At 73.2% G+C, this 21944-nt stretch carries 18 protein-coding genes and 2 rRNA genes; 18 read left to right on the top strand and 2 right to left on the bottom strand.

Translation table 11 applies throughout. The annotated features are described in order from the left end of the window. The first annotated feature begins 151 nt into the window (after positions 1–151). From ACQZ2A_RS13845 to ACQZ2A_RS13930, 18 genes are all read left to right on the top strand, one after another. Positions 152–3271, top strand: a 23S ribosomal RNA gene (locus ACQZ2A_RS13845). Positions 3272–3351: 80 nt separating this feature from the next. Then, positions 3352–3468: ribosomal RNA gene (gene rrf / locus ACQZ2A_RS13850) — 5S ribosomal RNA — on the top strand. A gap of 152 nt (positions 3469–3620) precedes the next feature. Then, complete coding sequence (locus ACQZ2A_RS13855) at positions 3621–4625, top strand: tetratricopeptide repeat protein (RefSeq protein ID WP_430212081.1); 1005 nt, start codon at positions 3621–3623, stop codon at positions 4623–4625. Then, entirely contained in the window at positions 4622–5566 is a 945-nt protein-coding gene (locus tag ACQZ2A_RS13860) for an HAD-IIA family hydrolase (RefSeq protein WP_430212084.1), read from the top strand. Before ACQZ2A_RS13855 ends, ACQZ2A_RS13860 begins: the two co-directional genes overlap by 4 nt. Before the next feature lie 57 nt (positions 5567–5623). Further along, positions 5624–6397: a hypothetical protein gene (locus tag ACQZ2A_RS13865; RefSeq protein ID WP_430212087.1), complete on the top strand. Its 774-nt coding sequence runs from the start codon at positions 5624–5626 to the stop codon at positions 6395–6397. Further along, positions 6394–6579 carry a hypothetical protein gene (locus tag ACQZ2A_RS13870; protein WP_430212089.1) on the top strand — a complete coding sequence of 62 codons (186 nt, stop codon included), beginning with the start codon at positions 6394–6396 and terminating at the stop codon, positions 6577–6579. The genes ACQZ2A_RS13865 and ACQZ2A_RS13870 overlap by 4 nt, the downstream gene beginning before the upstream one ends. 1 nt (position 6580) lies before the next feature. Next, entirely contained in the window at positions 6581–7387 is an 807-nt protein-coding gene (locus ACQZ2A_RS13875) for a TlyA family RNA methyltransferase (RefSeq protein ID WP_430212254.1), read from the top strand. Then, positions 7384–8319: an NAD kinase gene (locus ACQZ2A_RS13880; protein ID WP_430212091.1), complete on the top strand. Its 936-nt coding sequence runs from the start codon at positions 7384–7386 to the stop codon at positions 8317–8319. Before ACQZ2A_RS13875 ends, ACQZ2A_RS13880 begins: the two co-directional genes overlap by 4 nt. After that, a complete protein-coding gene (recN, locus tag ACQZ2A_RS13885; protein ID WP_430212094.1) occupies positions 8316–10004 on the top strand; it encodes a DNA repair protein RecN in 1689 nt (562 codons plus the stop codon). The genes ACQZ2A_RS13880 and recN overlap by 4 nt, the downstream gene beginning before the upstream one ends. Positions 10005–10027: 23 nt before the next feature. After that, on the top strand, positions 10028–11206 hold the full coding sequence (gene steA / locus ACQZ2A_RS13890; RefSeq protein WP_430212097.1) for a putative cytokinetic ring protein SteA: 1179 nt from the start codon (positions 10028–10030) through the stop codon (positions 11204–11206). Further along, the gene (locus ACQZ2A_RS13895; protein WP_430212100.1) at positions 11203–12159 is read left to right on the top strand and encodes a copper transporter; all 957 of its coding nucleotides are present in this window, start codon (positions 11203–11205) and stop codon (positions 12157–12159) included. Before steA ends, ACQZ2A_RS13895 begins: the two co-directional genes overlap by 4 nt. Beyond that, a complete protein-coding gene (locus ACQZ2A_RS13900) occupies positions 12156–12974 on the top strand; it encodes a hypothetical protein (RefSeq protein ID WP_430212102.1) in 819 nt (272 codons plus the stop codon). The genes ACQZ2A_RS13895 and ACQZ2A_RS13900 overlap by 4 nt, the downstream gene beginning before the upstream one ends. Next, positions 12971–14602 carry a murein biosynthesis integral membrane protein MurJ gene (gene murJ, locus ACQZ2A_RS13905; protein WP_430212104.1) on the top strand — a complete coding sequence of 544 codons (1632 nt, stop codon included), beginning with the start codon at positions 12971–12973 and terminating at the stop codon, positions 14600–14602. The genes ACQZ2A_RS13900 and murJ overlap by 4 nt, the downstream gene beginning before the upstream one ends. Continuing rightward, on the top strand, positions 14599–15675 hold the full coding sequence (locus tag ACQZ2A_RS13910) for a glycosyltransferase family 4 protein (RefSeq protein ID WP_430212107.1): 1077 nt from the start codon (positions 14599–14601) through the stop codon (positions 15673–15675). The genes murJ and ACQZ2A_RS13910 overlap by 4 nt, the downstream gene beginning before the upstream one ends. A 19-nt stretch (positions 15676–15694) precedes the next feature. After that, positions 15695–17407 (top strand): CTP synthase, encoded by a 1713-nt coding sequence (locus ACQZ2A_RS13915; protein WP_430212256.1) that lies wholly within the window; start codon positions 15695–15697, stop codon positions 17405–17407. Next, complete coding sequence (locus ACQZ2A_RS13920) at positions 17400–18053, top strand: NUDIX domain-containing protein (protein ID WP_430212109.1); 654 nt, start codon at positions 17400–17402, stop codon at positions 18051–18053. The genes ACQZ2A_RS13915 and ACQZ2A_RS13920 overlap by 8 nt, the downstream gene beginning before the upstream one ends. 86 nt (positions 18054–18139) lie before the next feature. After that, complete coding sequence (locus ACQZ2A_RS13925) at positions 18140–18628, top strand: YchJ family protein (protein WP_430212111.1); 489 nt, start codon at positions 18140–18142, stop codon at positions 18626–18628. Between the two features lie 28 nt (positions 18629–18656). Continuing rightward, complete coding sequence (locus ACQZ2A_RS13930) at positions 18657–19382, top strand: VOC family protein (protein WP_430212114.1); 726 nt, start codon at positions 18657–18659, stop codon at positions 19380–19382. 19 nt (positions 19383–19401) lie between these two features. Here ACQZ2A_RS13930 and ACQZ2A_RS13935 read toward each other — a convergent pair whose 3' ends face one another. Then, on the bottom strand, positions 19402–20922 hold the full coding sequence (locus ACQZ2A_RS13935; RefSeq protein ID WP_430212116.1) for a hypothetical protein: 1521 nt from the start codon (positions 20920–20922) through the stop codon (positions 19402–19404). After that, positions 20919–21866: a hypothetical protein gene (locus tag ACQZ2A_RS13940; RefSeq protein ID WP_430212119.1), complete on the bottom strand. Its 948-nt coding sequence runs from the start codon at positions 21864–21866 to the stop codon at positions 20919–20921. The genes ACQZ2A_RS13935 and ACQZ2A_RS13940 overlap by 4 nt, the downstream gene beginning before the upstream one ends. Positions 21867–21944 lie beyond the last annotated feature (78 nt).

Raw genomic sequence — 21944 nt, forward strand, 5'->3', positions numbered from 1 at the left:
GGCGCAAGCTCACCTCAGGCCGTACTACGGCCCAGGACCTTCACCGCGGACGAACCGCCGAGCATGGCTCGGTAGGCGCCGATCACGGTGAGGGCCCGCCCGTATGTTGAGAACTACACAGTGGACGCGAGCATCTTAAAATCTTTGTGCATATCAAGTTTTTAAGGGCAAACGGTGGATGCCTTGGCACCAGGAACCGAAGAAGGACGTAGGAATCTGCGATAAGCCTCGGGGAGTCGATAACCAGACTGTGATCCGAGGATTTCCGAATGGGGAAACCCGGCTGGAGGCAAGTCCAGTCACTCCCGCCTGAATATATAGGGCGGGTAGAGGGAACGTGGGGAAGTGAAACATCTCAGTACCCACAGGAAGAGAAAGCAACCGCGATTCCGTGAGTAGTGGCGAGCGAAAGCGGAAGAGGCTAAACCGTATCTGTGTGATAGCTGTCAGGCGTTGCAGGTACGGGGTCGTGGGACTTCTCAGTCAGTGCTGACAAGCTGACATGGAGTAAAAAATTCGCGCCATAGTCGAAGGACATTGAAAGGTCCAGCACAGAGGGTGCCACTCCCGTAGACGAAATGACGCGAACTCCAGAGAACCATCCCAAGTAGCACGGGGCCCGAGAAATCCCGTGTGAATCTGGCGGGACCACCCGCTAAGCCTAAATATTCCCTGGTGACCGATAGCGGACAAGTACCGTGAGGGAAAGGTGAAAAGTACCCCGGGAGGGGAGTGAAATAGATCCTGAAACCGTTTGCCTACAATCCGTTGGAGCCTCCTCGTGGGGTGACAGCGTGCCTTTTGAAGAATGAGCCTGCGAGTTAGTGCTCAGTGGCGAGGTTAACCCGTGTGGGGAAGCCGTAGCGAAAGCGAGTCCGAATAGGGCGACAGAGTCGCTGGGTCTAGACCCGAAGCGGAGTGATCTACCCATGGCCAGGTTGAAGCGACGGTAAGACGTCGTGGAGGACCGAACCCACTTAGGTTGAAAACTGAGGGGATGAGCTGTGGGTAGGGGTGAAAGGCCAATCAAACTCCGTGATAGCTGGTTCTCCCCGAAATGCATTTAGGTGCAGCGTCACGTGTTTCTTACCGGAGGTAGAGCTACTGGATAGCCGATGGGCCTCACCAGGTTACTGACGTTAGCCAAACTCCGAATGCCGGTAAGTGAGAGCGTGGCAGTGAGACTGCGGGGGATAAGCTCCGTAGTCGAGAGGGAAACAGCCCAGATCACCAGCTAAGGCCCCTAAGCGTGTGCTAAGTGGGAAAGGATGTGGAGTTGCATTGACAACCAGGAGGTTGGCTTAGAAGCAGCCACCCTTTAAAGAGTGCGTAATAGCTCACTGGTCAAGTGATTCCGCGCCGACAATGTAGCGGGGCTCAAGCACACCGCCGAAGCTGTGGCATTGACACTTTGCCCGGCCACCACGCCTGCGGGTTGGTGGTCCAAGCGTGTCGATGGGTAGGGGAGCGTCGTGTGGCCAGGGAAGCGGCGGAGTGATCCAGCCGTGGAGGCCACACGAGTGAGAATGCAGGCATGAGTAGCGAATGACGGGTGAGAAACCCGTCCGCCGAATAACCAAGGGTTCCAGGGTCAAGCTAATCTGCCCTGGGTAAGTCGGGACCTAAGGCGAGGCCGACAGGCGTAGTCGATGGACATCCGGTTGATATTCCGGAACCGGCGAAGAACCGCCCATGACGAACTTACCGATGCTAAGCGCCTGAAGCTCTTTGCCAATCCTTCGGGAGCGGCGCTGAGTGGAGCGCGCGACCCAGAGTTTTAGTAGTCAAGCAATGGAGAGACGCAGGAAGGTAGCCTCCGCGTGGCGATGGTAGTCCACGTCCAAGGGTGTAGGGAGTGAGGTAGGCAAATCCGCCTCACACATATCCTGAGACCTGATAGTGACCGCGAATGCGGGAAGCAGGGTGATCCTATGCTGCCAAGAAAATCTTCTAGCGAGGTTCGAGCCGCCCGTACCCCAAACCGACTCAGGTGGTTAGGTAGAGAATACCAAGGCGATCGAGTGAATCGTGGTTAAGGAATTCGGCAAAATGCCCCCGTAACTTCGGGAGAAGGGGGGCCCAGACCTTGAAGGACTTCACGTCCTAGGGGAAAGGGCCGCAGAGACCAGGGAGAAGCGACTGTTTACTAAAAACACAGGTCCGTGCGAAGTCGCAAGACGATGTATACGGACTGACGCCTGCCCGGTGCTGGAAGGTTAAGAGGACGGGTTAGATCCTTCGGGGTCGAAGCTCAGAATTTAAGCCCCAGTAAACGGCGGTGGTAACTATAACCATCCTAAGGTAGCGAAATTCCTTGTCGGGTAAGTTCCGACCTGCACGAATGGCGTAACGACTTCTCCACTGTCTCAACCGCGAACTCGGCGAAATTGCACTACGAGTAAAGATGCTCGTTACGCGCAGAAGGACGGAAAGACCCCGGGACCTTTACTATAGCTTGGTATTGGTGTTCGGTACGGCTTGTGTAGGATAGGTGGGAGACTGTGAAGCGTGCACGCCAGTGTATGTGGAGTCAACGTTGAAATACCACTCTGGTCGTTCTGGATATCTAACCTCGGTCCGTGATCCGGATCAGGGACAGTGCCTGGTGGGTAGTTTAACTGGGGCGGTTGCCTCCTAAAATGTAACGGAGGCGCTCAAAGGTTCCCTCAGCCTGGTTGGCAATCAGGTGTCGAGTGTAAGTACACAAGGGAGCTTGACTGCGAGACTGACAGGTCGAGCAGGGACGAAAGTCGGAACTAGTGACCCGGCGGTGGCTTGTGGAAGCGCCGTCGCTCAACGGATAAAAGGTACCCCGGGGATAACAGGCTGATCTTGCCCAAGAGTCCATATCGACGGCATGGTTTGGCACCTCGATGTCGGCTCGTCGCATCCTGGGGGTGGAGTTGCTCCCAAGGGTTGGGCTGTTCGCCCATTAAAGCGGTACGCGAGCTGGGTTTAGAACGTCGTGAGACAGTTCGGTCCCTATCCTCTGTGCGCGTAGGAAACTTGAGAAGGGCTGTCCCTAGTACGAGAGGACCGGGATGGACGAACCTCTGGTGTGTCAGTTGTTCTGCCAAGAGCACCGCTGATTAGCTACGTTCGGAAGTGATAACCGCTGAAAGCATCTAAGCGGGAAGCACGCTTCAAGATGAGGTTTCCATGGGGCTTGCCCCGAGAGGCTCCCGGCTAGACTACCGGGTTGATAGGCCAGATGTGGAAGTGCAGCAATGCATGTAGCTGACTGGTACTAATAAGCCGATAACTTGATACACACTCAAAAAGACTTTCTGTGTTCGCGTCCACTGTGCAGTTCCCGAGATACGGTCGGGACGACTGACATCTCCATAGAGTTTCGGCTGTCATAGCGAAGGGGAAACGCCCGGCTCCATTCCGAACCCGGAAGCTAAGCCCTTCAGCGCCGATGGTACTGCACTGGTGACGGTGTGGGAGAGTAGGACGCAGCCGGACATACTTTCAAGAAAGGGCCCGTCGTTCGCGACGGGCCCTTTCTCATTGTCCGATGAGAATGCATTTCGAGACCGCCGAGAAGCACCGCGCCGAGCCGCGCCCGGCGGTCCGTAGACTTGATCCGGCCGCAGCCGGCGAGGAGAGGATCTGACGTGCCCGAGGACCAGCAGCGCCCGTCCCGCGGTGGACGACCCGGCGGCCAGGGCCGCCCCCAGCGCTCCGGTGGCCCGCGCCGCGGCGACGAGCGCGGTGGTGCAGGTGGCCGCGGCCCTCGCACGGGTGGTCGGGCGGGGAGCCAGCCCGCTCGTGGTGGCCAGGGAGGTCGCCCCGGTGGTCCCGCACGACGTGCGGACGGCGAGGAGCAGCGCGGCGGGTCCCGGCTCGCACCCAAGGGGCCGCGCCTGCCCGAGCCGCGCATCCCGGACGGCGTCACCGGCAAGGAGCTGGACCGCTCCGTCCACCAGCAGCTGCGCACGCTCTCGAAGGAGAACGCCGAGGGAGTCGCGCAGCACCTCGTGATGGTCGCCGCCTACCTCGAGGCCGACGAGCCCGAGATCGCCCTGGCCCACGCCGAGACGGCCGTGCGCCGCGCCGGGCGGGTGCCCGCGGCGCGCGAGGCGCTGGGCATGGTCGCCTACCGGCTCGGCGACTTCGGCCGGGCCCTCACCGAGTTCCGCACGGTGCGCCGGCTCAGCGGGTCCTCACACCTGCTGCCCCTGATGGTCGACTGCGAGCGCGGGCTCGGGCGGCACAGCCGGGCCCTGGAGCTCGCGGCCTCCCCCGAGGCCAAGCAGCTCAGCGAGGGCGAGCGCCTGGAGCTGGCCATCGTCGTCGCCGGGGTCCGCCGCGACCTCGGCCAGGTCGACGCGGCGCTCGTCGCCCTGCAGATCCCGGCGTTGAAGCGTGGTCGCAAGGCCGGGGTGCATCGTCTCCAGTACGCCTACGCCGACACCCTCCTCGCGCTCGGCCGACCCGAGGAGGCCCGCGAGTGGTTCCTGCGGGTCGTCGAGGGGGACACCGAGGTCGAGACCGACGCCGTCGAGCGGCTGGAGGAGCTGGACGGCTACGCCCTGACCGACCTCGGCGACGACGAGGACGAGGCCCTGGCGCCGGCTCCGCCGACCGAGGCCGGCCCGGCGGAGGACCGCGAGGCGTGAGCGCACTGGTCGACCGGTACGCCGCGCTGGTCTGCGACCTCGACGGAGTCGTCTACCGCGGCCCGGACGCCGTGCCGCACGCCGTCGAGGCGCTGTCCTCGCTGTCGGTCCCGGTGGTCTACGCGACGAACAACGCCTCCCGCACCCCCGATGACGTGGCGACGCACCTGCGCGAGCTCGGTCTCGACGCCGAGCCCGCGGACGTCGTGACGAGCAGCCAGGCCGCTGCGTGGCTGCTCGGCCGTGACGACGTACCCGACGGCGCGACCGTCCTCGCCGTGGGGGGAGCGGGGGTCGCCGCCGCGCTGGACGAGGCCGGGCTCCGGGCGGTGCGCCGGACGGCGGACGCCGGCGGGGACGTGCTCGCGGTGGTCCAGGGCTACGGCCCGGACGTCACGGCGAGCGACCTCGCCGAGGCCGCCTACGTCGCACAGGCGGGCGCCCGCTGGGTGGCCACCAACACCGACGCCACCCTGCCGACCGAGCGCGGGACGGCGCCGGGCAACGGGTCACTGGTGGCCGCGGTCTCGCGCGCCGTGGGCCGCGAGCCCGACGACGTCGCGGGCAAGCCGCAGCCCCCGCTGTACCTGCTGGCCGCCGACCGCCTCGGACTGCCCACGGAACGCGTTCTGGCGGTGGGGGACCGGCTCGACACCGACATCGAGGGGGCGGTCCGCGCGGGCACCGACTCGCTGCTGGTGCTCACCGGGGTCGACGACCTCGACGCCGTGCTCGACGCCCCGGCCGAGCGGCGGCCGACGTTCGTCGCACCCGACCTGCGGGGGCTGCACGACGACCCGTCCGCGGGTCACCCCTCCCTCGACGCGCTGTGCGCTGCGGTCGCGGCGGTGCACGCCGCGACGGACTCCGGGTCCACCGACGACGTCGGTGCCCTGCGCGAACGGGCGCACGACCTGCTGCGCGAGATGGCCGCCCGGTAGCGTGACCCGCGGAGGGAGCCATCGGGCCCCCGCCAGCCGCCCGATCGAGGAGGACCCATGGCCAAGCGCTCCGTCCGTGCGTACGTCGAGCTCGCGTCCGGGCTCGGGGAGATGACCCGTGCCCGCGCCGTCGAGGCCGCCCAGGAGATCGTGGCGCTCGCCGGCTCCAAGGGCTCCTCGGGGAAGGTGGCCAAGCAGGTCGAGAAGCTCGCCGGTGACCTGCTCACCGCCGCCGAGCAGAACCGGGCGCACGTCGTCGGGCTGGTGCAGCGGGAGGTGGAGTCGGCCGTCGACCGCGTCGACGTGACGCGGATCGTCTCCGAGGTGCAGACCCTCGGTGCGACCGTGGCCGGCCTCGCCGCCCAGGTCGACGAGCTGGCCCGCTCGGTCGGGACGCGGGCCGGCCGGGCGCCGCACGCCGGGCTGGCCGACGTCGTCGAGCCGGTCCTCGCCGACCCGCCGGCCCTGGCCACCACCGCCCCCGCCCGCAAGGCTCCCGCTCGGAAGGCTCCTGCTCGCAAGGCCCCGGCGAAGAGGTCGACACGTCCGCGCACCCAAGCGGTCCAGACCGCGAAGAAGTCCGCCGCGAAGCGGACCGCGAAGACGACGACCACGGCGAAGACGGCCGCCACGAAGGCCCCCGCGAAGAAGGCTGCCACGACCAAGGCCGCCGCCCAGAAGGCCCCGGCCACGAAGGCTCCCGCGAAGAAGACCGCCGCGAAGAAGACCCCCGCGAAGAAGACCCCCGCGAAGAAGACCACCACGGCGAAGGCGTCGGCCACGAAGAAGACCACCACGGCGAAGAAGACGGCGAAGAAGGCCGGCGCGTGAGCGAGCAGGACCCCGCCGCCCCGGCCGAGCCGGAGGCGCCCCCGGAGACCGGCGACATCGTCATCGACTCCGCCCTCGGCGACCTCGCGGCCGTTCCCGCCGACGACCTCGACGGCCAGCTCGCGGCCGGCGAGGAGGTCCAGCGCACCCTGCGCTCGCGCCTCGGCGACCTCGGCGGCTGACATCGCCCGACTCGACGCCGAGCTCGTCCGGCGCGGTCTGGCCCGCGCCCGCGGCGACGCCCGCGACCTGGTCGACCGCGGCCTGGTCCGGGTCGACGGCACGGTGGCCCGCAAGCCGTCGCACCCCGTCGGGCCCGACAGCGACCTCGTCGTCGAGCACGACGGCCCCCGCTGGGTCGGTCGCGCCGCGCACAAAATGCTGGCCGCCCTGGAGGTCTGGGGTCCGGCCGGCCTCACCGCGCAGGGCCGGCGCTGCCTCGACGTCGGCGCCTCCACCGGCGGCTTCACGCAGGTGCTCCTCGCGCACGGCGCCGCGCACGTCGTGGCCCTCGACGTCGGGCACGGCCAGCTGGCCCGTGAGGTCGCCGAGGACCCCCGGGTCGAGGAGCGCTCGAACACCACGGTGCGGGGGCTGGCCGCGGCCGACATCGGGGGTCCGTTCGACCTCGTCGTCGCCGACCTGTCGTTCATCTCGCTGACCCGCGTCGCAACCGAGCTCGCCGGCCTCACGGCCCGGGACGGCGACCTCGTGGTGCTCGTCAAGCCGCAGTTCGAGGTGGGCCGCCGCCGGCACGGCGTGGTGACCACCACGGCCGACCGCACGGCGGCCGTCGAGGGGGTGCTGGCGGCCCTCGGGGAGCAGGGCCTGCACCCGCACGGCGTGGTGCCCAGCCCGATCGCCGGGAGCACGGGCAACGCCGAGTACCTCGTGTGGGCCCGGTCGGTGCCGTCGGACACAATGGGCCCGGACGAGGTCCGCGCCGCCGTGCGCGCGGCCACCGAGGCGACCGCGGGAGGACCACGATGAGCACCCCGTCGCGTCGCGTGCTGCTCGTCACCCACCAGTCCCGCCGCGACGCCCAGGAGCTCGCGGCGGCCGTCGCCACCCGCCTGCTCTCCTCAGGTATCGGCGTGTGCGCCCCGGCCGAGGACCTCGTGGGCACCGCGCTCTCCGAGGTCGAGGGCGTCGGCGCCGTCGACGGCCCCAGCGAGGACCTCGACTGCGAGCTGGTCTGCGTCCTCGGCGGCGACGGCACCATCCTGCGCGGCGCCGAGCTGTCCCGCGGCTCCGGCGCCCCGCTGCTCGGTGTCAACCTCGGCCACGTCGGATTCCTCGCGGAGGCCGAGAAGGAGGACCTCGACGCCACCGTCGAGCGCATCTGCGCCCGGGACTACACCGTCGAGGAGCGCACCACCCTCGAGGTCCGCGCCCGCAGCAACGGTGAGCTGCTCTTCACGTCCTGGGCGCTCAACGAGGTGAGCGTCGAGAAGGCCTCCCGCGAGCGGATGCTCGAGCTGACCGTCGAGATCGACGGCCGCCCGCTGTCCACGTGGGGCTGTGACGGGGTGGTCGTCGCCACCCCCACGGGGTCCACCGCCTACGCCTTCTCGGCCGGCGGCCCGGTCGTCTGGCCCGACGTCGAGGCCCTCCTCCTCGTCCCCATCAGCGCGCACGCGCTCTTCGCCCGGTCGGTCGTCGTCGGACCGCAGTCCCACCTCGCGGTGCAGCTGCTCGCGCACTCCGACGCCTCGGCGGTGCTGTGGTGCGACGGCCGGCGGGCCGTCACCCTCCCGCCCGGGGCGCAGGTCGAGGTCGAGCGGTCCGGGCAGCCGGTGCGCCTCGCCCGGCTGTCCTCGGGGGCGTTCACCGACCGGCTCGTGCAGAAGTTCGACCTCCCGGTGCACGGGTGGCGCGGCAGCGCCCGCCAGCGCCTCGCGGAGGAGGACGGCTCCCGGTGATCGAGGAGATCCGCATCCGCGACCTCGGCGTCATCGACGAGGCCGTCCTGCCCCTGCACCGGGGTCTGACCGTGCTCACCGGCGAGACCGGGGCCGGCAAGACGATGGTCGTCACCGCGCTCGGGCTGCTGCTCGGCGGCCGCGGCGACTCCGGCCTGGTCCGCGCCGGCGCCCAGCGGACGGTGGTCGAGGGGGTCGTCGACCTCCCCGCGGGCCACGCCGCCCTCGTGCGCGCCGAGGAGGCCGGTGCCGACACCGGCGACGGCCTGGTCCTCGTGCGCTCGGTCGCCGCCGACGGCCGCTCGCGCGCCCACGTCGGGGGCCGTGCGGCCCCGGTGGGGGTGCTCGCCGAGCTCGCCGAGCACCTCGTGGCGGTCCACGGCCAGGCCGACCAGTGGCGCCTGCGCCGGGCCGACGAGCACCGTGAAGTCCTCGACGCCTTCGGCGGCCCGGGGCTCGCCGCCGCCCTCGAGGCCTACCGGCAGGTGCACACCGAGCTCGGTGCCGTCGAGTCCGAGCTCGAGGCCCTGCGCACCGCCGCCGCCGAACGGGCCCGCGAGGCCGAGACCCTCCGTCTGGGGCTCGAGCGCATCGAGGCCGTCGACCCGCAGCCCGGGGAGGACGAGGCCCTGCGCGCCGAGTCCGACCGCCTCGGCCACGCCGAGGAGCTGCGGGCCGCCGCCGGGGGTGCGCACGAGGTCCTGAGCGGCGAGGCCGACGGCGCCGGCGAGGTGCCCGGGGTCCTCGAGGCGCTGGCCGCCGCCTCGGCCCGGATCGGCACCGCCGCCGCCAACGACCCCGTCCTGGCCGCCCTCGGCACCCGGGTCGACGAGCTGCGCTACCTCGCCGCCGACGTCGCCGCCGACCTCGGCTCCTACCTCGCCGACGCCGACGTCGACCCCGCCCGCCTCGACCAGGTCGAGCAGCGCCGCGCGGCGCTCACCGACCTCACCCGGCTCTACGGGCCGGGGGTCGACGACGTCCTCGCCTGGGGCGCCACCGCCGCCGCGCGGGTCACCGAGCTCGACGGCACGGGGGACCGCATCGGCGAGCTCGAGCAGCGGCTCGACGCCCTGGCCGCGCGCCGCGAGGAGGCCTCGGCGGTCCTCGGGGAGCGGCGCCGCGCCGCCGCCGAGGTCCTCGGCGCCCGCATCACCGACGAGCTCGCGCACCTCTCGATGGGCGCGGCGACCGTCACCGTCGCGGTCGAGGACTCCGGGCGCTGGGGCGCCGACGGCCGCGAGGTCGTCGAGGTGCGTCTCGCCTCGGGCCCCGGCACCCAGCCCCGCTCGGTCACCAAGGCGGCCTCCGGCGGTGAGCTCTCGCGCGTCATGCTGGCCATCGAGGTGGCCACCGCCGACGCCGTGACCTCCGTCCCGACATTCGTCTTCGACGAGGTCGACGCCGGCGTGGGCGGACGGGCCGCCGTCGACGTCGGCGCCCGGCTCGCGGCGCTCGCCCGGCACGCGCAGGTCGTCGTCGTCACCCACCTCGCCCAGGTCGCGGCGCACGCCGACCGCCACCTCGTCGTCGAGAAGTCCGTCGACGGCCACGTGACGCGCAGCATGGTCCACGAGGTCGAGGGGGAGGACCGCGTCGGCGAGCTGGCCCGGATGCTCGGCGGCTCCGGCACGCAGGCCGCCCTCGACCACGCGCGCGACCTGCTCGGTCGCGCCCGGGCCTGAGCGGCCGTGGCACGATGGTGCAGATGTCCATCCGCCTGCCCCACCGCCGTGACCGCGACCCCTCCTCGGGGGGCCACGGCCCGGCGCGCGTCGACCGGCGGACCAAGAACCTCACGAAGCGGCTGAAGCCCGGCGACGTCGCGGTCATCGACCACGAGGACATCGACCGCGTGAGCGCCGAGGCACTGGTCGCCTGCCGGCCCGCGGCCGTGGTCAACGCCGCGTCCTCGATCTCCGGGCGCTACCCGAACCTCGGCCCCGAGATCATCGTCGCGGCCGGCATCCCGCTCCTGGACGCCGCCGGTCCCGACGTCATGGCCCTCAAGGACGGCGCCCGGCTGCGGCTCGAGGCCGGCGCCCTCCACACCGAGGAGGGGCCGGTCGGGCACGGGCACCTCCTCGACGCCGACGCCGTCCAGGAGGCGATGACCCTCGCCCGCGCCGGGCTCTCCACCGAGATCGAGGCCTTCGCCGAGAACACGATGGACTACCTGCGCAAGGAGCGCGAGCTGCTCTTCGACGGGGTCGGCGTCCCGGACATCACCACCGACCTCGACGGCCGGCACGTCCTCATCGTCGTGCGCGGCTACCACTACAAGGAGGACCTCGAGATCCTCCGGCCCTACATCCGCGAGTTCAAGCCGATCCTCATCGGCGTCGACGGCGGGGCCGACGCGCTCATCGAGGCCCGGCACACCCCCGACCTCATCGTCGGCGACATGGACTCGGTCTCCGACGGCGCGCTGCGCTCCGGCGCCGAGATCGTCGTGCACGCCTACCGCGACGGCCGGGCCCCCGGGCTCGAGCGCGTGCGCGAGCTCGGGGTCGAGCCCGTCGTCTTCCCCGCCACCGGCACCAGCGAGGACGTCGCGATGCTCCTCGCCGACGACAAGGGCGCGACCCTCATCGTCGCCGTCGGCACGCACGTGACGCTCGTCGAGTTCCTCGACAAGGGCCGCTCGGGGATGGCCAGCACCTTCCTCACCCGGCTGCGGGTGGGCGGCAAGCTCGTCGACGCCAAGGGGGTGAGCCGGCTGTACCGGACGCGCATCTCGTCGGTCAACGTCCTGCTCATGGTCGCCGTCGCCGTCATCGCCATGGGCGCGGCCCTCTGGTCCACCGCCGGTGGACGCGCGCTGCTCCAGGTCCTCGCGGCCAAGGCCGACGACCTGTGGACCCTGCTCGGAGGAGTGTTCGGGTGATCGACTTCCGCTACCACATCGTCTCGATCGTCTCGATCTTCCTGGCCCTGGCGGTCGGCATCGTGCTCGGTGCCGGGCCGCTGCAGGGCGAGATCGGGGCGTCCCTGACCAACGAGCTCGCCGGCCTGCGTAAGGACAAGACCGCGCTCAACGACCAGCTGAAGACCGCCGAGACCGCCGCGGAGGCGCGCAACGGGTACCTCACGGCGGTCTCGGGACGGGTCCTCGACGGCACCCTCCGGGACCGCAGCGTGGCCCTGGTCGTCCTGCCGGGGGCCGAGGCCTCGGTCAGCGAGGCGGTCGTCGAGACGCTGGACACCGCCGGGGCCCGGCTCGCCTCGACGACCTCGGTCACCCAGGACTGGGTGAGCACCGAGGAGCGCACCGCCACCGCCCGCGACCGGGTCGTCCAGGAGGTCACCCAGCAGACCGGCGCGAACACCTCGGGCGGGTCCGCACAGGCGCGTGACGTCCTCCTCGCGACGCTGCTCACCCGCACGGCCCCCGCCGGCGACAGCGGCCCCGACGACCCGACCGCACGCACCGGCCTCGAGACCCTCGCCGACGCCGGTCTGCTCTCGCTCGACGCCCAGAACTTCACCCGGGCCGACCTCGTCGTGGTCGTCGGCGGCACGGTCACCGACGGCGACCAGGCGGCCCGCGCCGACGCCGCCGGCCAGTGGGTCGACCTCGCGGTCGCCCTCGACGACCGCTCGGGCGGTGCCGTGCTCGCCGCCGACCTGGCCTCCGAGACCAGCGGCACCTCCGTCCTCACCACCCTGCGCGGCATCTCCGCCGCGGCCTCGGAGGTCTCCGGGGTCGACGACGCCTCGGAGCCGATGGGCCTGGCCAGCGTCGTCTTCGCCCTCGTCGAGCAGGCCGGCGGTGGCGCGGGGCAGTACGGGCTCGGCCCGCGCACCGACGCGGCCTTCGCCCCGGTCCCGCAGTCGTGACCCGGGGGCAGCGGGCGGCCACCGGGCTGCTCGCCGCGGCGGTGGCGGCCGGCGCCCACCGGCTCCTCGTCGCCCGGGTGCGCTCGCCGCGCTGGAGCCGCACCAACCACGCGGGGGACGAGGTCACCCTCCTCGAGGGCCCGGCCGCCGTCCTGGGGGCCACGGCCGGTGCGCTCGCCGCGGGCAGTCCCGCCGGGGCCCTGGCCGCCGGGGTCTCGGGTGCGCTCGGCGCTCTCGACGACCTCGCGGGCGACGGGTCGAGCAAGGGGCTGCGCGGCCACCTGGGGGCCGCGGCCCGGGGCGAGGTGACCACCGGCTTCGTCAAGGTCGTCGGCATCGGGGCGGCGGGCCTGCTCGCCGCGGCGCTCGTCGACCGCGACCGCGGCCGGGCGCCCAGCGGCACGCCTGTCGGCACGCTCGTCGGCGGGGTCGTCGTCGCCGGATCGGCGAACCTCGCGAACCTGCTCGACCTGCGGCCGGGTCGCGCGCTCAAGGCGACCGTCCTCACGGGCGGTCTCCTCGCCCTGTCCCGGGGGGAGGGAGGGGCCACCGCCGCAGCGGCCGTCGGTGCCGCGGCCGGCCTGCTGCCCCCCGACCTCGCCGGCCGGGCGATGCTCGGCGACACCGGGGCCAACGCCCTCGGGGCGCTGGTCGGCACCGCGCTCGTCGAGCGCACCGGTCTGCGCGGCCGGCTCGTCGCGGCGGCGGTGCTCACCGCCCTCACCCTCGCCTCCGAGAAGGTCAGCTTCACGGCGGTCATCGAGTCCACCCCCGGGCTGCGCGCGCTCGACGCGTGGGGGCGGCCGGCCCGATGACCGAGCGCAAGCTCGCCGCCGGCATCGCCGGGGCCGCGGGCCTCATCGCCCTCGTGACGATCGTGTCCCGGGCGGCGGGGTTCGCCCGCATCCTCGTCTTCGCCGACTCGGTGCGCGCCCAGGGTGTCGGCGAGGTCTACCAGAGCGTCAACGCCCTGCCGAACGTCCTCTTCGAGGTCGCCGCCGGGGGCGTGCTCGCCGCCGTCGCCGTGCCGCTCATCGCCCACCGCCTCGGGGCGGGGGAGCGCGAGCGGGCCGACCACCTGGCCTCGGTGCTGCTCACCTGGGCGGTCGTCGTGCTCGTCCCGCTGGCCGCCGTCCTCTGGCTGCTGGCACCGGTCCTGTCCGGGTGGCTCATCGACGACTTCGACCCCCGGGCGCAGGAGGTCGGTGCCACGCTGCTGCGGATCTTCGCGCTCCAGGTCCCGCTCTACGGCGTCGGCATCATCCTCACCGGGCTGCTCCAGGCGCACCGGCGCTTCCTCGCCGCCGCGCTCGCACCGCTCGCCTCCTCGGTCGTCGTCCTCGGCTCCTACCTCTGGTACGGCCGCCTGGCCGGGGGTGAGGTCTCGCCCTCGGTCGTCGACGGCGGGGCGATCGCCGTGCTCGGCTGGGGCACGACGCTCGGCGTCGTCGTCCTCTCCCTCCCGCTGCTCGGCCCGGCGCTGGCCACCGGGTGGCGCTGGCGCCCGGCGCTGCGGCTCGAGCGCGAGGACGCCGTCCGGATCCGGGCGCTCGCGGGCGCCGGGGTGCTGGCGCTGGCCGCCCAGCAGCTCGCCGTGCTCGTGACGCTGTGGCTGCTCAACCACGCCGGCACGCGCGGCTCCTTCACCGTCTACCAGTACGTCCAGGCCGTGTACCTGCTTCCCTACGCGGTGCTGGCCGTCCCCGTGGCCGTCAGCGCCTTCCCGGCCCTGGCCGCGCGCACCGGTGCCGGGGAGGACTCCTCGGCCACGCTCGGGCGCTCGCTGCGCGCGGTCCTCGTGCTCACCGGGCTCGCGGCCGGGGCGATGATCGCCGCCGCCCCCACCGTCGGCGCGTTCTTCACCACCCTCGACGCCCGGCGCGGCGCCGAGGGCGCCAGTCCGGAGGCGCTCGCCGCCCTGGCGCCGGCGCTCACCGCCTACGCCCCCGGGGTCGTCGGTTTCGGCGTCACCGCACTGCTGACCCGCGCGCTGTACGTCAAGGGACGGCCGCTCGACGCGGCCTGGGCCGTCGCGCTCGGCTGGGCGATGGCCGCGCTCGTGCCGCTCGTGCTCGTCGGGTCCGGTCGCGGGGCCGATGCCACGCTGCGGATGCTCGGCCTCACCTCGACCCTCGGGATGACGGCCTCGGCGCTGCTGCTCGTCGTCCTCGTGCGCCGGGCCTGGGGCCCGGAGGTCAGCCGGGGGCTCGGGCGCACCGCCGGGGCGCTGGTCGTGGCCCTGGCCCTGGCTCTGGTCGTCGGCGACCTCGTGACCCGCGGGCGGACCTACGACGGGCTCCTCGACGCCGTGCTCTGGGGGCTGGCGGCCGGGGGCGCCGGGCTGGTCGTCGGGCTGCTCGCCGTCTTCTACGGTGACCGCCGGATGATGGGGGAGATCCGGGAGCGTGGGCGCGCCCGGCGACGCGGGGGGAGTGCGGGATGAGGGTGCTGCTGGTCATGGGCACGAGCGCCGGTGGGGTCGGCGCGCACGTGCGCGGCCTGGCCCGGCTGCTCGCGGGCGACGGCCACCACGTCGTCGTCGCGTGTCCCGCCGAGGCCGCCGACCGGTTCCGGCTCGCCGAGCACGCCACCCCGGTGCCGCTCGAGGTCACCGACAGACCGCACCCGGTGCGCGACGCCCGGGCCGTCCGGGACCTTGCCGACCTCGTGCGCGGCGCCGACGTCGTGCACGCCCACGGCCTGCGGGCCGGCGCGCTGGCCGTGCTGGCCACCGCCCGCACGCGCGTCCCGCTCGTGACGACGCTGCACAACGCGGCTCCGACCGGGCGGGTCACCGGTGCGGTCTACGCCGGGCTCGAGCGCGTGGTGGCCCGCGGCTCGGCCGTCGTCCTCGGCGTCTCGGCCGACCTCGTCCGGCGGATGGACGCGCTCGGCGCCCGCCACACCGGGCTGGCCGTCGTGCCCGCCCCGCCCTTCGCCGCGCCCACCCGCGACCGCTACGCCGTGCACGCCGAGCTCGGCATCGACGCCCGGACGTCCCTGGCCGTGGTCCTCGCCCGCCTCGCCCCGCAGAAGGGGCTCGACCTCCTCCTCGACGCCCACCGCGACCTCGCCGACCTCGACCTGCTGACCGTCGTCGCCGGCGACGGCCCGTTGCGCGAGCCGCTGCAGCGCCGCATCGACACCGAAGGGCTGCCGGTGCGGCTGCTCGGCCGGCGCGAGGACGTCCCCGACCTGCTGGCGGCCGCCGACGTCGTCGTCTCCAGCGCCCTCTGGGAGGGGCAGCCGGTCGGCCTCCAGGAGGCGCTGCACGCCGGTGCGGCCATCGTCGCCACCGACGTCGGCGGCACCGGGGCGGTGGTCGGCGACGCCGCCGTGCTCGTCCCCGGGGGCGACGCCGTCTCGCTCTCCCGGGCCGTCCGCGACGTCGTCGTGCACGGCGGGGTGCGGGACGACCTGCGCTCCAAGGCCGTCGAGCGGGCCGCCCACCTGCCCACCGAGGCCGAGGCGCTGGCCGCCGCGCTGGACACCTACGCCGGGGCCGGTGCCCGATGACGTATCGTTGAAGCCCGTGGTGCTCCAGACGACGAAACAGATCTTCGTGACCGGAGGCGTCGCCTCCTCGCTCGGCAAGGGGCTCACCGCCTCCTCGCTCGGTCACCTGCTGAGGGCCCGTGGGCTCCGGGTGACGATGCAGAAGCTCGACCCGTACCTCAACGTCGACCCCGGGACGATGAACCCGTTCCAGCACGGCGAGGTCTTCGTCACCGACGACGGCGCCGAGACCGACCTCGACATCGGGCACTACGAGCGCTTCCTCGACGTCAACCTGCGCGGCAGCGCCAACGTGACGACCGGGCAGGTCTACAACCGGGTCATCCAGCGTGAGCGGCGCGGTGAGTTCCTCGGTGACACCGTGCAGGTCATCCCGCACATCACCAACGAGCTCAAGGAGCGGATGCGGGCCCAGGCGGCCGGCTCCCCGGGCGTCGAGGACGCCGACGCGCCGGACGTCATCATCACCGAGATCGGCGGCACGGTCGGCGACATCGAGTCCCTGCCCTTCCTCGAGGCCGCCCGCCAGGTGCGCCACGACCTCGGCCGCGACAACGTCTTCTTCCTCCACGTCTCGCTCGTGCCCTACCTCGCGCCGAGCGGCGAGCTGAAGACCAAGCCGACCCAGCACTCGGTCGCCGCGCTGCGCCAGGTCGGCATCCAGCCCGACGCGCTCGTCCTGCGCGCCGACCGCGAGCTGCCGGAGTCGATCAAGAAGAAGATCAGCCTCATGTGCGACGTCGACAACGAGGCCGTCGCGGCCGCGGTCGACGCCCCGAGCATCTACGACATCCCCAAGGTGCTGCACCGCGAGGGCCTGGACGCCTACGTCGTGCGCCGGCTCGGGCTGGTCTTCCGTGACGTCGAGTGGACCGAGTGGGACACCCTGCTCGAGCGGGTGCACCGCCCGGAGCACGAGGTCGAGGTCGCCCTCGTCGGCAAGTACATCGACCTGCCCGACGCCTACCTCTCGGTCACCGAGGCCCTGCGCGCCGGCGGCTTCCACCACGACGCCAAGGTCCGCATCCGCTGGGTGCCCTCCGACGACTGCGCCACCGAGGCCGGTGCCCAGCGCGCGCTCGGCGGCGTCGACGCCGTCCTCGTCCCCGGCGGCTTCGGTGTGCGCGGCATCGAGGGCAAGGTGGGCGCGCTGCGCTGGGCCCGCACCCACCAGGTGCCGACGCTCGGCATCTGCCTCGGCCTGCAGTGCATGGTCATCGAGTACGCGCGCAGCGTGGCCGGCATCGAGGGCGCCAGCTCCACCGAGTTCGACCCCGACAGCCCCGCGCCGGTCATCGCGACGATGGAGGAGCAGAAGGCGTTCGTCGAGGGCGCCGGCGACCTCGGCGGCACGATGCGCCTCGGCAGCCAGCGCGCCGACCTCAAGGCCGGCTCGGTCGTGGCCGCCGCGTACGGCTCGACGAGCGCCGACGAGCGCCACCGCCACCGCTACGAGGTCAACGAGGGCTACCGCGCGCAGCTCGAGGAGGCGGGCCTGGTCATCAGCGGCACGCACCCCGAGCTCGGGCTCGTCGAGTTCGTCGAGCTCCCCACCGACGTGCACCCGTACTACGTCTCCACGCAGGCGCACCCCGAGTTCAAGTCGCGCCCCACCCGCGCGCACCCGCTGTTCGCCGGGCTCATCGGCGCGGCCATCGAGGAGCAGCGCGCCGCGCGGCTCGTCGAGGTCGAGCGGCCGCGTACGGCCGAGCCCGCCGACGCGCGTGCCTGAGCCCCTCGAGGGTCCTCTCGAGGACCGCCTCGAGCGCCTGCCCGTCGTCGGCACCCGGCTCTCCTTCGAGGGGCGGGTCTGGGACGTCCGGACCGACGAGGTCGACCTCGGCGAGGCCGGCGTGGTCGTGCGTGACTATGTCGAGCACACCGGCGCCGTCGCGATCCTGGCGCTCGACGAGCAGGACCGCGCCGTCGTCATCCAGCAGTACCGCCACCCCGTCGGCGCCTTCGACTGGGAGATCCCGGCCGGGCTGCTCGACGTCGACGGCGAGGCGCCGCACCTGAGCGCCGCCCGCGAGCTGCACGAGGAGGCCGACCTCACCGCCGGCTCGTGGTCGACCCTCGTGGACCACTGGGCCTCGCCGGGAGGGTCCTCCGAGGGGCTGCGCATCTTCCTGGCCCGCGACCTCGCCGAGGTGCCCGAGGCCGAGCGGCACGAGCGGCACGGCGAGGAGCTGGGGATGCCGGTGCGCCGCGTGCCGCTGGACGACCTCGTCGCCGGGGTGCTCGAGGGGCGGCTGCACAGCCCGACCCTGGTCATCGCCGTGCTCGCCGCCCACGCCCTGCGCGGGCGGGGCTGGGTGGGCCTGCGCCCCGCCGACGCCCCCTGGCCGGCGCGCAGCCGCGGCCGCTCGAGGGACTGACCCGCGCCCGGTCCGAGGGATTGGCCGATGCCCCCGCGGGGTACCGGGGCGGTGTGACGACGACCGGTGCGTGGGAGGATGCGTTCGTGGGGCAGACCTCGGGCTCGTCGCGGGGTTCGGCCGCGTGGCTCAAGGTCTCGCAGGGGTCGGACCGGCCGCTGGCGCGCGGGTCCGCCTGTCCCTGTGGGGGACTCCCGCCCGGAGCGACGCTCGGTGTGTGCTGTGCGGCGGTCATCGAGGGGGAGCGGGTCGCGGCGACCGCCGAGGAGCTGATGCGCTCGCGCTACACCGCGTACGCCCTCGCCGACGGGGACCACCTCTTCCGGACCTGGCACCCGCGCACCCGTCCCGAGTCAATCGACCCCGAGCCGTGGGTGCGCTGGGCCGGCCTCGAGGTCCTCGACGTCGTCGACGGCCGGGCCGACCAGACGAGCGGGGTCGTCGAGTTCCGGGCCCGCTGGGCCGCGGGCGAGGGCCGTACCCGCCAGCGCGGCGAGGTGCACGAGCGCAGCCGCTTCGAGCGGCGCGCCGGCCGCTGGTTCTACGTCGGTCCGGAGACCTCCGCCACCCCCTGACGTCACCGGTCGGTGGTAGGCAGGGGCCATGGAGCTGGAGAACCTCGTCCTCGACGCCCGTGACCCGCAGCGGCTGGGCGCCTTCTGGGAAGCGCTGCTCGGGGGGCGTCGGCTCACCGACGAGCCCGACATCGTCGAGACCCGGCTCTCGCCCGAGGGTGCCCCGGTGCTCGACCTGTGCATGAACACCGTGCCCGAGCCCGCGCCGGCGCACCCGCGGCTGCACCTGGACCTGCTCGGTGGTGACCGGCAGGACGAGGTCGTGGCCCGGGCGCTCGCGCTCGGGGCGCGCCACCTCGACATCGGGCAGGGTGACGTGCCGTGGGTCGTGCTCGCCGACGTCGAGGGCAACCCGTTCTGCGTCATGGAGCACCGCCCCGAGTATCGCGCCGGCAGCCCGGTGGCCGCGCTACCGCTGGACTGCGCCGACGTCGAGCGCGCCCTCGCCTTCTGGACGGCGGTGTCCGGCTGGGTCCCCGAGGACAGTGCGATGCCCGCGGCCCTGCGCCACCCGAGCGGGCACGGGCCGCTCCTCGAGCTCTGCCCCGAGCCGCGGGCGAAGCCGCCGGGCGAGAAGAACCGCCTGCACCTCGACGCCCGGCTCGCCCCTGGGGAGGACCTCGACGAGGCCGTCGAGATGGCCCTCGACCTCGGCGGGCGCGAGGTCGACCACGGGTGGGGCGATCTGCCGTGGCGGGTGCTCACCGACCCGTCCGGCAACGAGGTGTGCCTGCTCCCGCCGCACCGCACCTGAGCGGCCGCGGGTCCGGGGCTCAGGTCCGGCCGGGGCGCCCCAGGAACCGCGGCAGGTGGGCCGCGAGGCCGCGCCGGGGGTGGTGCCCACCCGGGTCGGCGGGGCGCGGCAACCGGTCCGGCGGGCGCGCCGCACGGTGCACCACCCGCGCCGGGTCGACCGCCTCGTCGATGCGGGCGATGTCCTCGGGGCCGACCTCGTACACGGTGGGCTCGACGTGCACCCGGAAGCCGTCCAGCCCGACCAGCCAGCGGCCGCCGTCGGCGAAGGCCTCCACCGCGGCGAGCTCGCGGTAGCGCACCGTCGAGCGGCCGGCCGCCGAGCGCAGCATCACGCCCTCGGGCCCGATCACGAGCACGGCCCGCCCACCCCCACGGACGGGGTGCTCGCGGCCGTCGACGCCCGTCGTGGAGCCCGCGGGTGCCGGGACGAAGCCGGCCCAGTCCAGCCCGCCGCCCGGGACCCGCGCCAGGGCGGAGTCGTGGACGGCGGCCGCGACGGCCCGCACCTCGTCGGGGGTGACCGCCGCCAGCGCCGCCACGTGCTCGGCGCGCGAGGGCGTCGGGTGCCCGAGCAGCTGGTCGGCGGCCCGCGCGGCGAGCAGGTCCGGGTCGTGCTCGGGGCGGTCGGCATCGCGGACCGCGAGGGTCACCGCCTGCCGGTCGGCCGGCCCGAGGTGACCCCACCGCAGCCGCGCCACGGCGTCGACGACCAGCCCGGCGAGCGCCTCGCGCGTCTCCGGTGCTCCCTCGACGAGCACCGACAGGAGCGCGGTGCCGGCGTCGTGCGGGTCGCAGCGCACGGTCGTGGTGGCGCCGAGGGGCAGGGCGTCGGCGTGGACCGCGTGCCGGAGCAGGTGGGTGAGGACCTCGGTGGCCGGGGAGCGGGGGACCAGGGCGGTGACGTGCACGGCGTGCGTGTCGGGCGCGGTGTACCAGGCGGGGGTGCGCGGCAGCACGCCCGGGGCCGCCGGCAGCGGCGGCAGCTCGCCGTCGGGGAGGGCGAGGTCGAGGCCGCGCGGCACGTGCCGCGCGCTGACCCAGAGGACGACGTTGTGGCGCGTGAACGCGGCCGAGGCCCAGATGCCGACGACGTCCGCGTCGAGGCCGTCCAGCCCGACCTCGGGGTAGGACGCGAGCCCGCGGCCCGCGGCGCCCCACCGCATCATCGCGGCCGGCCGGCCGGCACCGTCGGTGCGGGCCGCCTCCTCGGCGTGCAGGGTGGCCCGGACCTGGTCGAGGGCATCGAGCGGCGGTCTGCGCAGGGCGGCGCACACGGCGCTCAGGGCGCGGGCGACCTGCTCGGGGCTCCCGGACGCCCGGAAGCCGGTGACCACGTCGTCGAGGCCGGCCCGCTCGTGGACCGGCTCGAGGCCGGCGGCGTGGAGGGCGAGGTGCTCGACGAGGTGGGTGACGCCGCGGATGGCGAGGTGCTCGTCGGCGCCCCCGACCCGGAACACCAGCCCGGCCGTGCACCCGTCGTCATCGCGCGGCGCGTGCAGGGCGGGCAGCCCGGCCACCTCGGTCCGCTGCACGCTCACGGGAGGACCCGCTCGGCGAGGGCTTCGGCGCGCAGCCGGGCCAGGGCGTCGCGGTGCCGCCCGGCGGCCTCCCACGGCTCCGGCGCGAGGGCGCTCCCGAGGGCCCGGAAGTGGGTGCGGGCCCGGTCCTCGCGGCCCGCGACGCCGAAGAGGACGGCCAGCTCGGTGTGCGGGAGGACGCGGCCGGGCGTCGGGTGGGTCGGGACGGCCCGGAACCGGTCGGCGACGTCCTCGAGCTCGCCGAGCACCGCGCGGCGGCGCAGGTGGCCGCGGCCACCGCCCTCGCCGCGCCAGCGGGCCAGGTGGGCGGCCGCGAGGACGGTGCCCTCCACGCTGCCCGGGGCGGCGGCGGTCGCGAGGTCGCGGGCGGTGGTCATCGCCTCGTCCCACGCGCCGCCGGACCCGGGGGAGGGGGAGAGTGCCCGGACGAACCAGCGCTGTCCGGGTCCGTGGTGGGGGTCGAGCGCGTGCAGCCGGCCGTAGCGGCGCCGGGCCTCGCCGTGCGGCAGCCCGAGCGCGGCGGCCGAGCGCAGCCGGAGGACCCACGGCTGGGGGTCGCCGGGGTCCTCGGCACAGAGCCGCAGGAGGACCTCCTCGGCGCGCCGGAGCCGGTCGTGGACGTGCGCGAAGCGGTCGGCGGCGACCTCGGTGGCGCGCTCGCCGGCGCCGTCGTCCTCGGCGCCGAGCAGCAGCCGGTGCGCGGTGAGCAGGAGGGCCGGGTGGTCCTGCGCGTCGCGCCCGAGCGCGTCGTCGAGGACCACGTCCAGCCCCGGCGCGCGGGCCAGGACCTCCCAGGCGACCCCCTGGTCGGCCGGGTCACCGGTGGCGCGGGCCGCCTCGACGGCGCCGGCGACGTCACCGGACAGGGCCCGGCGCCGGAGGGCGTCGAGGTCGGGGAAGACCACCGCGGGGTCCGTGACGGGTGGGGGAGCGGGGTCCGCCATGGCTCGCATGCTAGGCGGCGGGGGCCCGCGCGCGCCGGGTACTCGCCGTCATCGGGGAATCGCGTTTCCGGCTCGCGC

This window comes from Phycicoccus avicenniae, from assembly GCF_050496545.1.
GTDB classification, from domain to species: domain Bacteria; phylum Actinomycetota; class Actinomycetes; order Actinomycetales; family Dermatophilaceae; genus Phycicoccus; species Phycicoccus avicenniae_A.

What these genes read in the sequence shown, in the direction of transcription:
- ACQZ2A_RS13910 (WP_430212107.1), top strand. Translation starts at nt 14,599, where the DNA reads ATGAGGGTGCTGCTGGTCATGGGCACGAGCGCCGGTGGGGTCGGCGCG.
- ACQZ2A_RS13865 (WP_430212087.1), top strand. Translation starts at nt 5,624, where the DNA reads ATGGCCAAGCGCTCCGTCCGTGCGTACGTCGAGCTCGCGTCCGGGCTC.
- ACQZ2A_RS13940 (WP_430212119.1), bottom strand. Translation starts at nt 21,866, where the DNA reads ATGGCGGACCCCGCTCCCCCACCCGTCACGGACCCCGCGGTGGTCTTC.
- murJ (WP_430212104.1), top strand. Translation starts at nt 12,971, where the DNA reads ATGACCGAGCGCAAGCTCGCCGCCGGCATCGCCGGGGCCGCGGGCCTC.
- ACQZ2A_RS13930 (WP_430212114.1), top strand. Translation starts at nt 18,657, where the DNA reads ATGGAGCTGGAGAACCTCGTCCTCGACGCCCGTGACCCGCAGCGGCTG.
- ACQZ2A_RS13880 (WP_430212091.1), top strand. Translation starts at nt 7,384, where the DNA reads ATGAGCACCCCGTCGCGTCGCGTGCTGCTCGTCACCCACCAGTCCCGC.
- steA (WP_430212097.1), top strand. Translation starts at nt 10,028, where the DNA reads ATGTCCATCCGCCTGCCCCACCGCCGTGACCGCGACCCCTCCTCGGGG.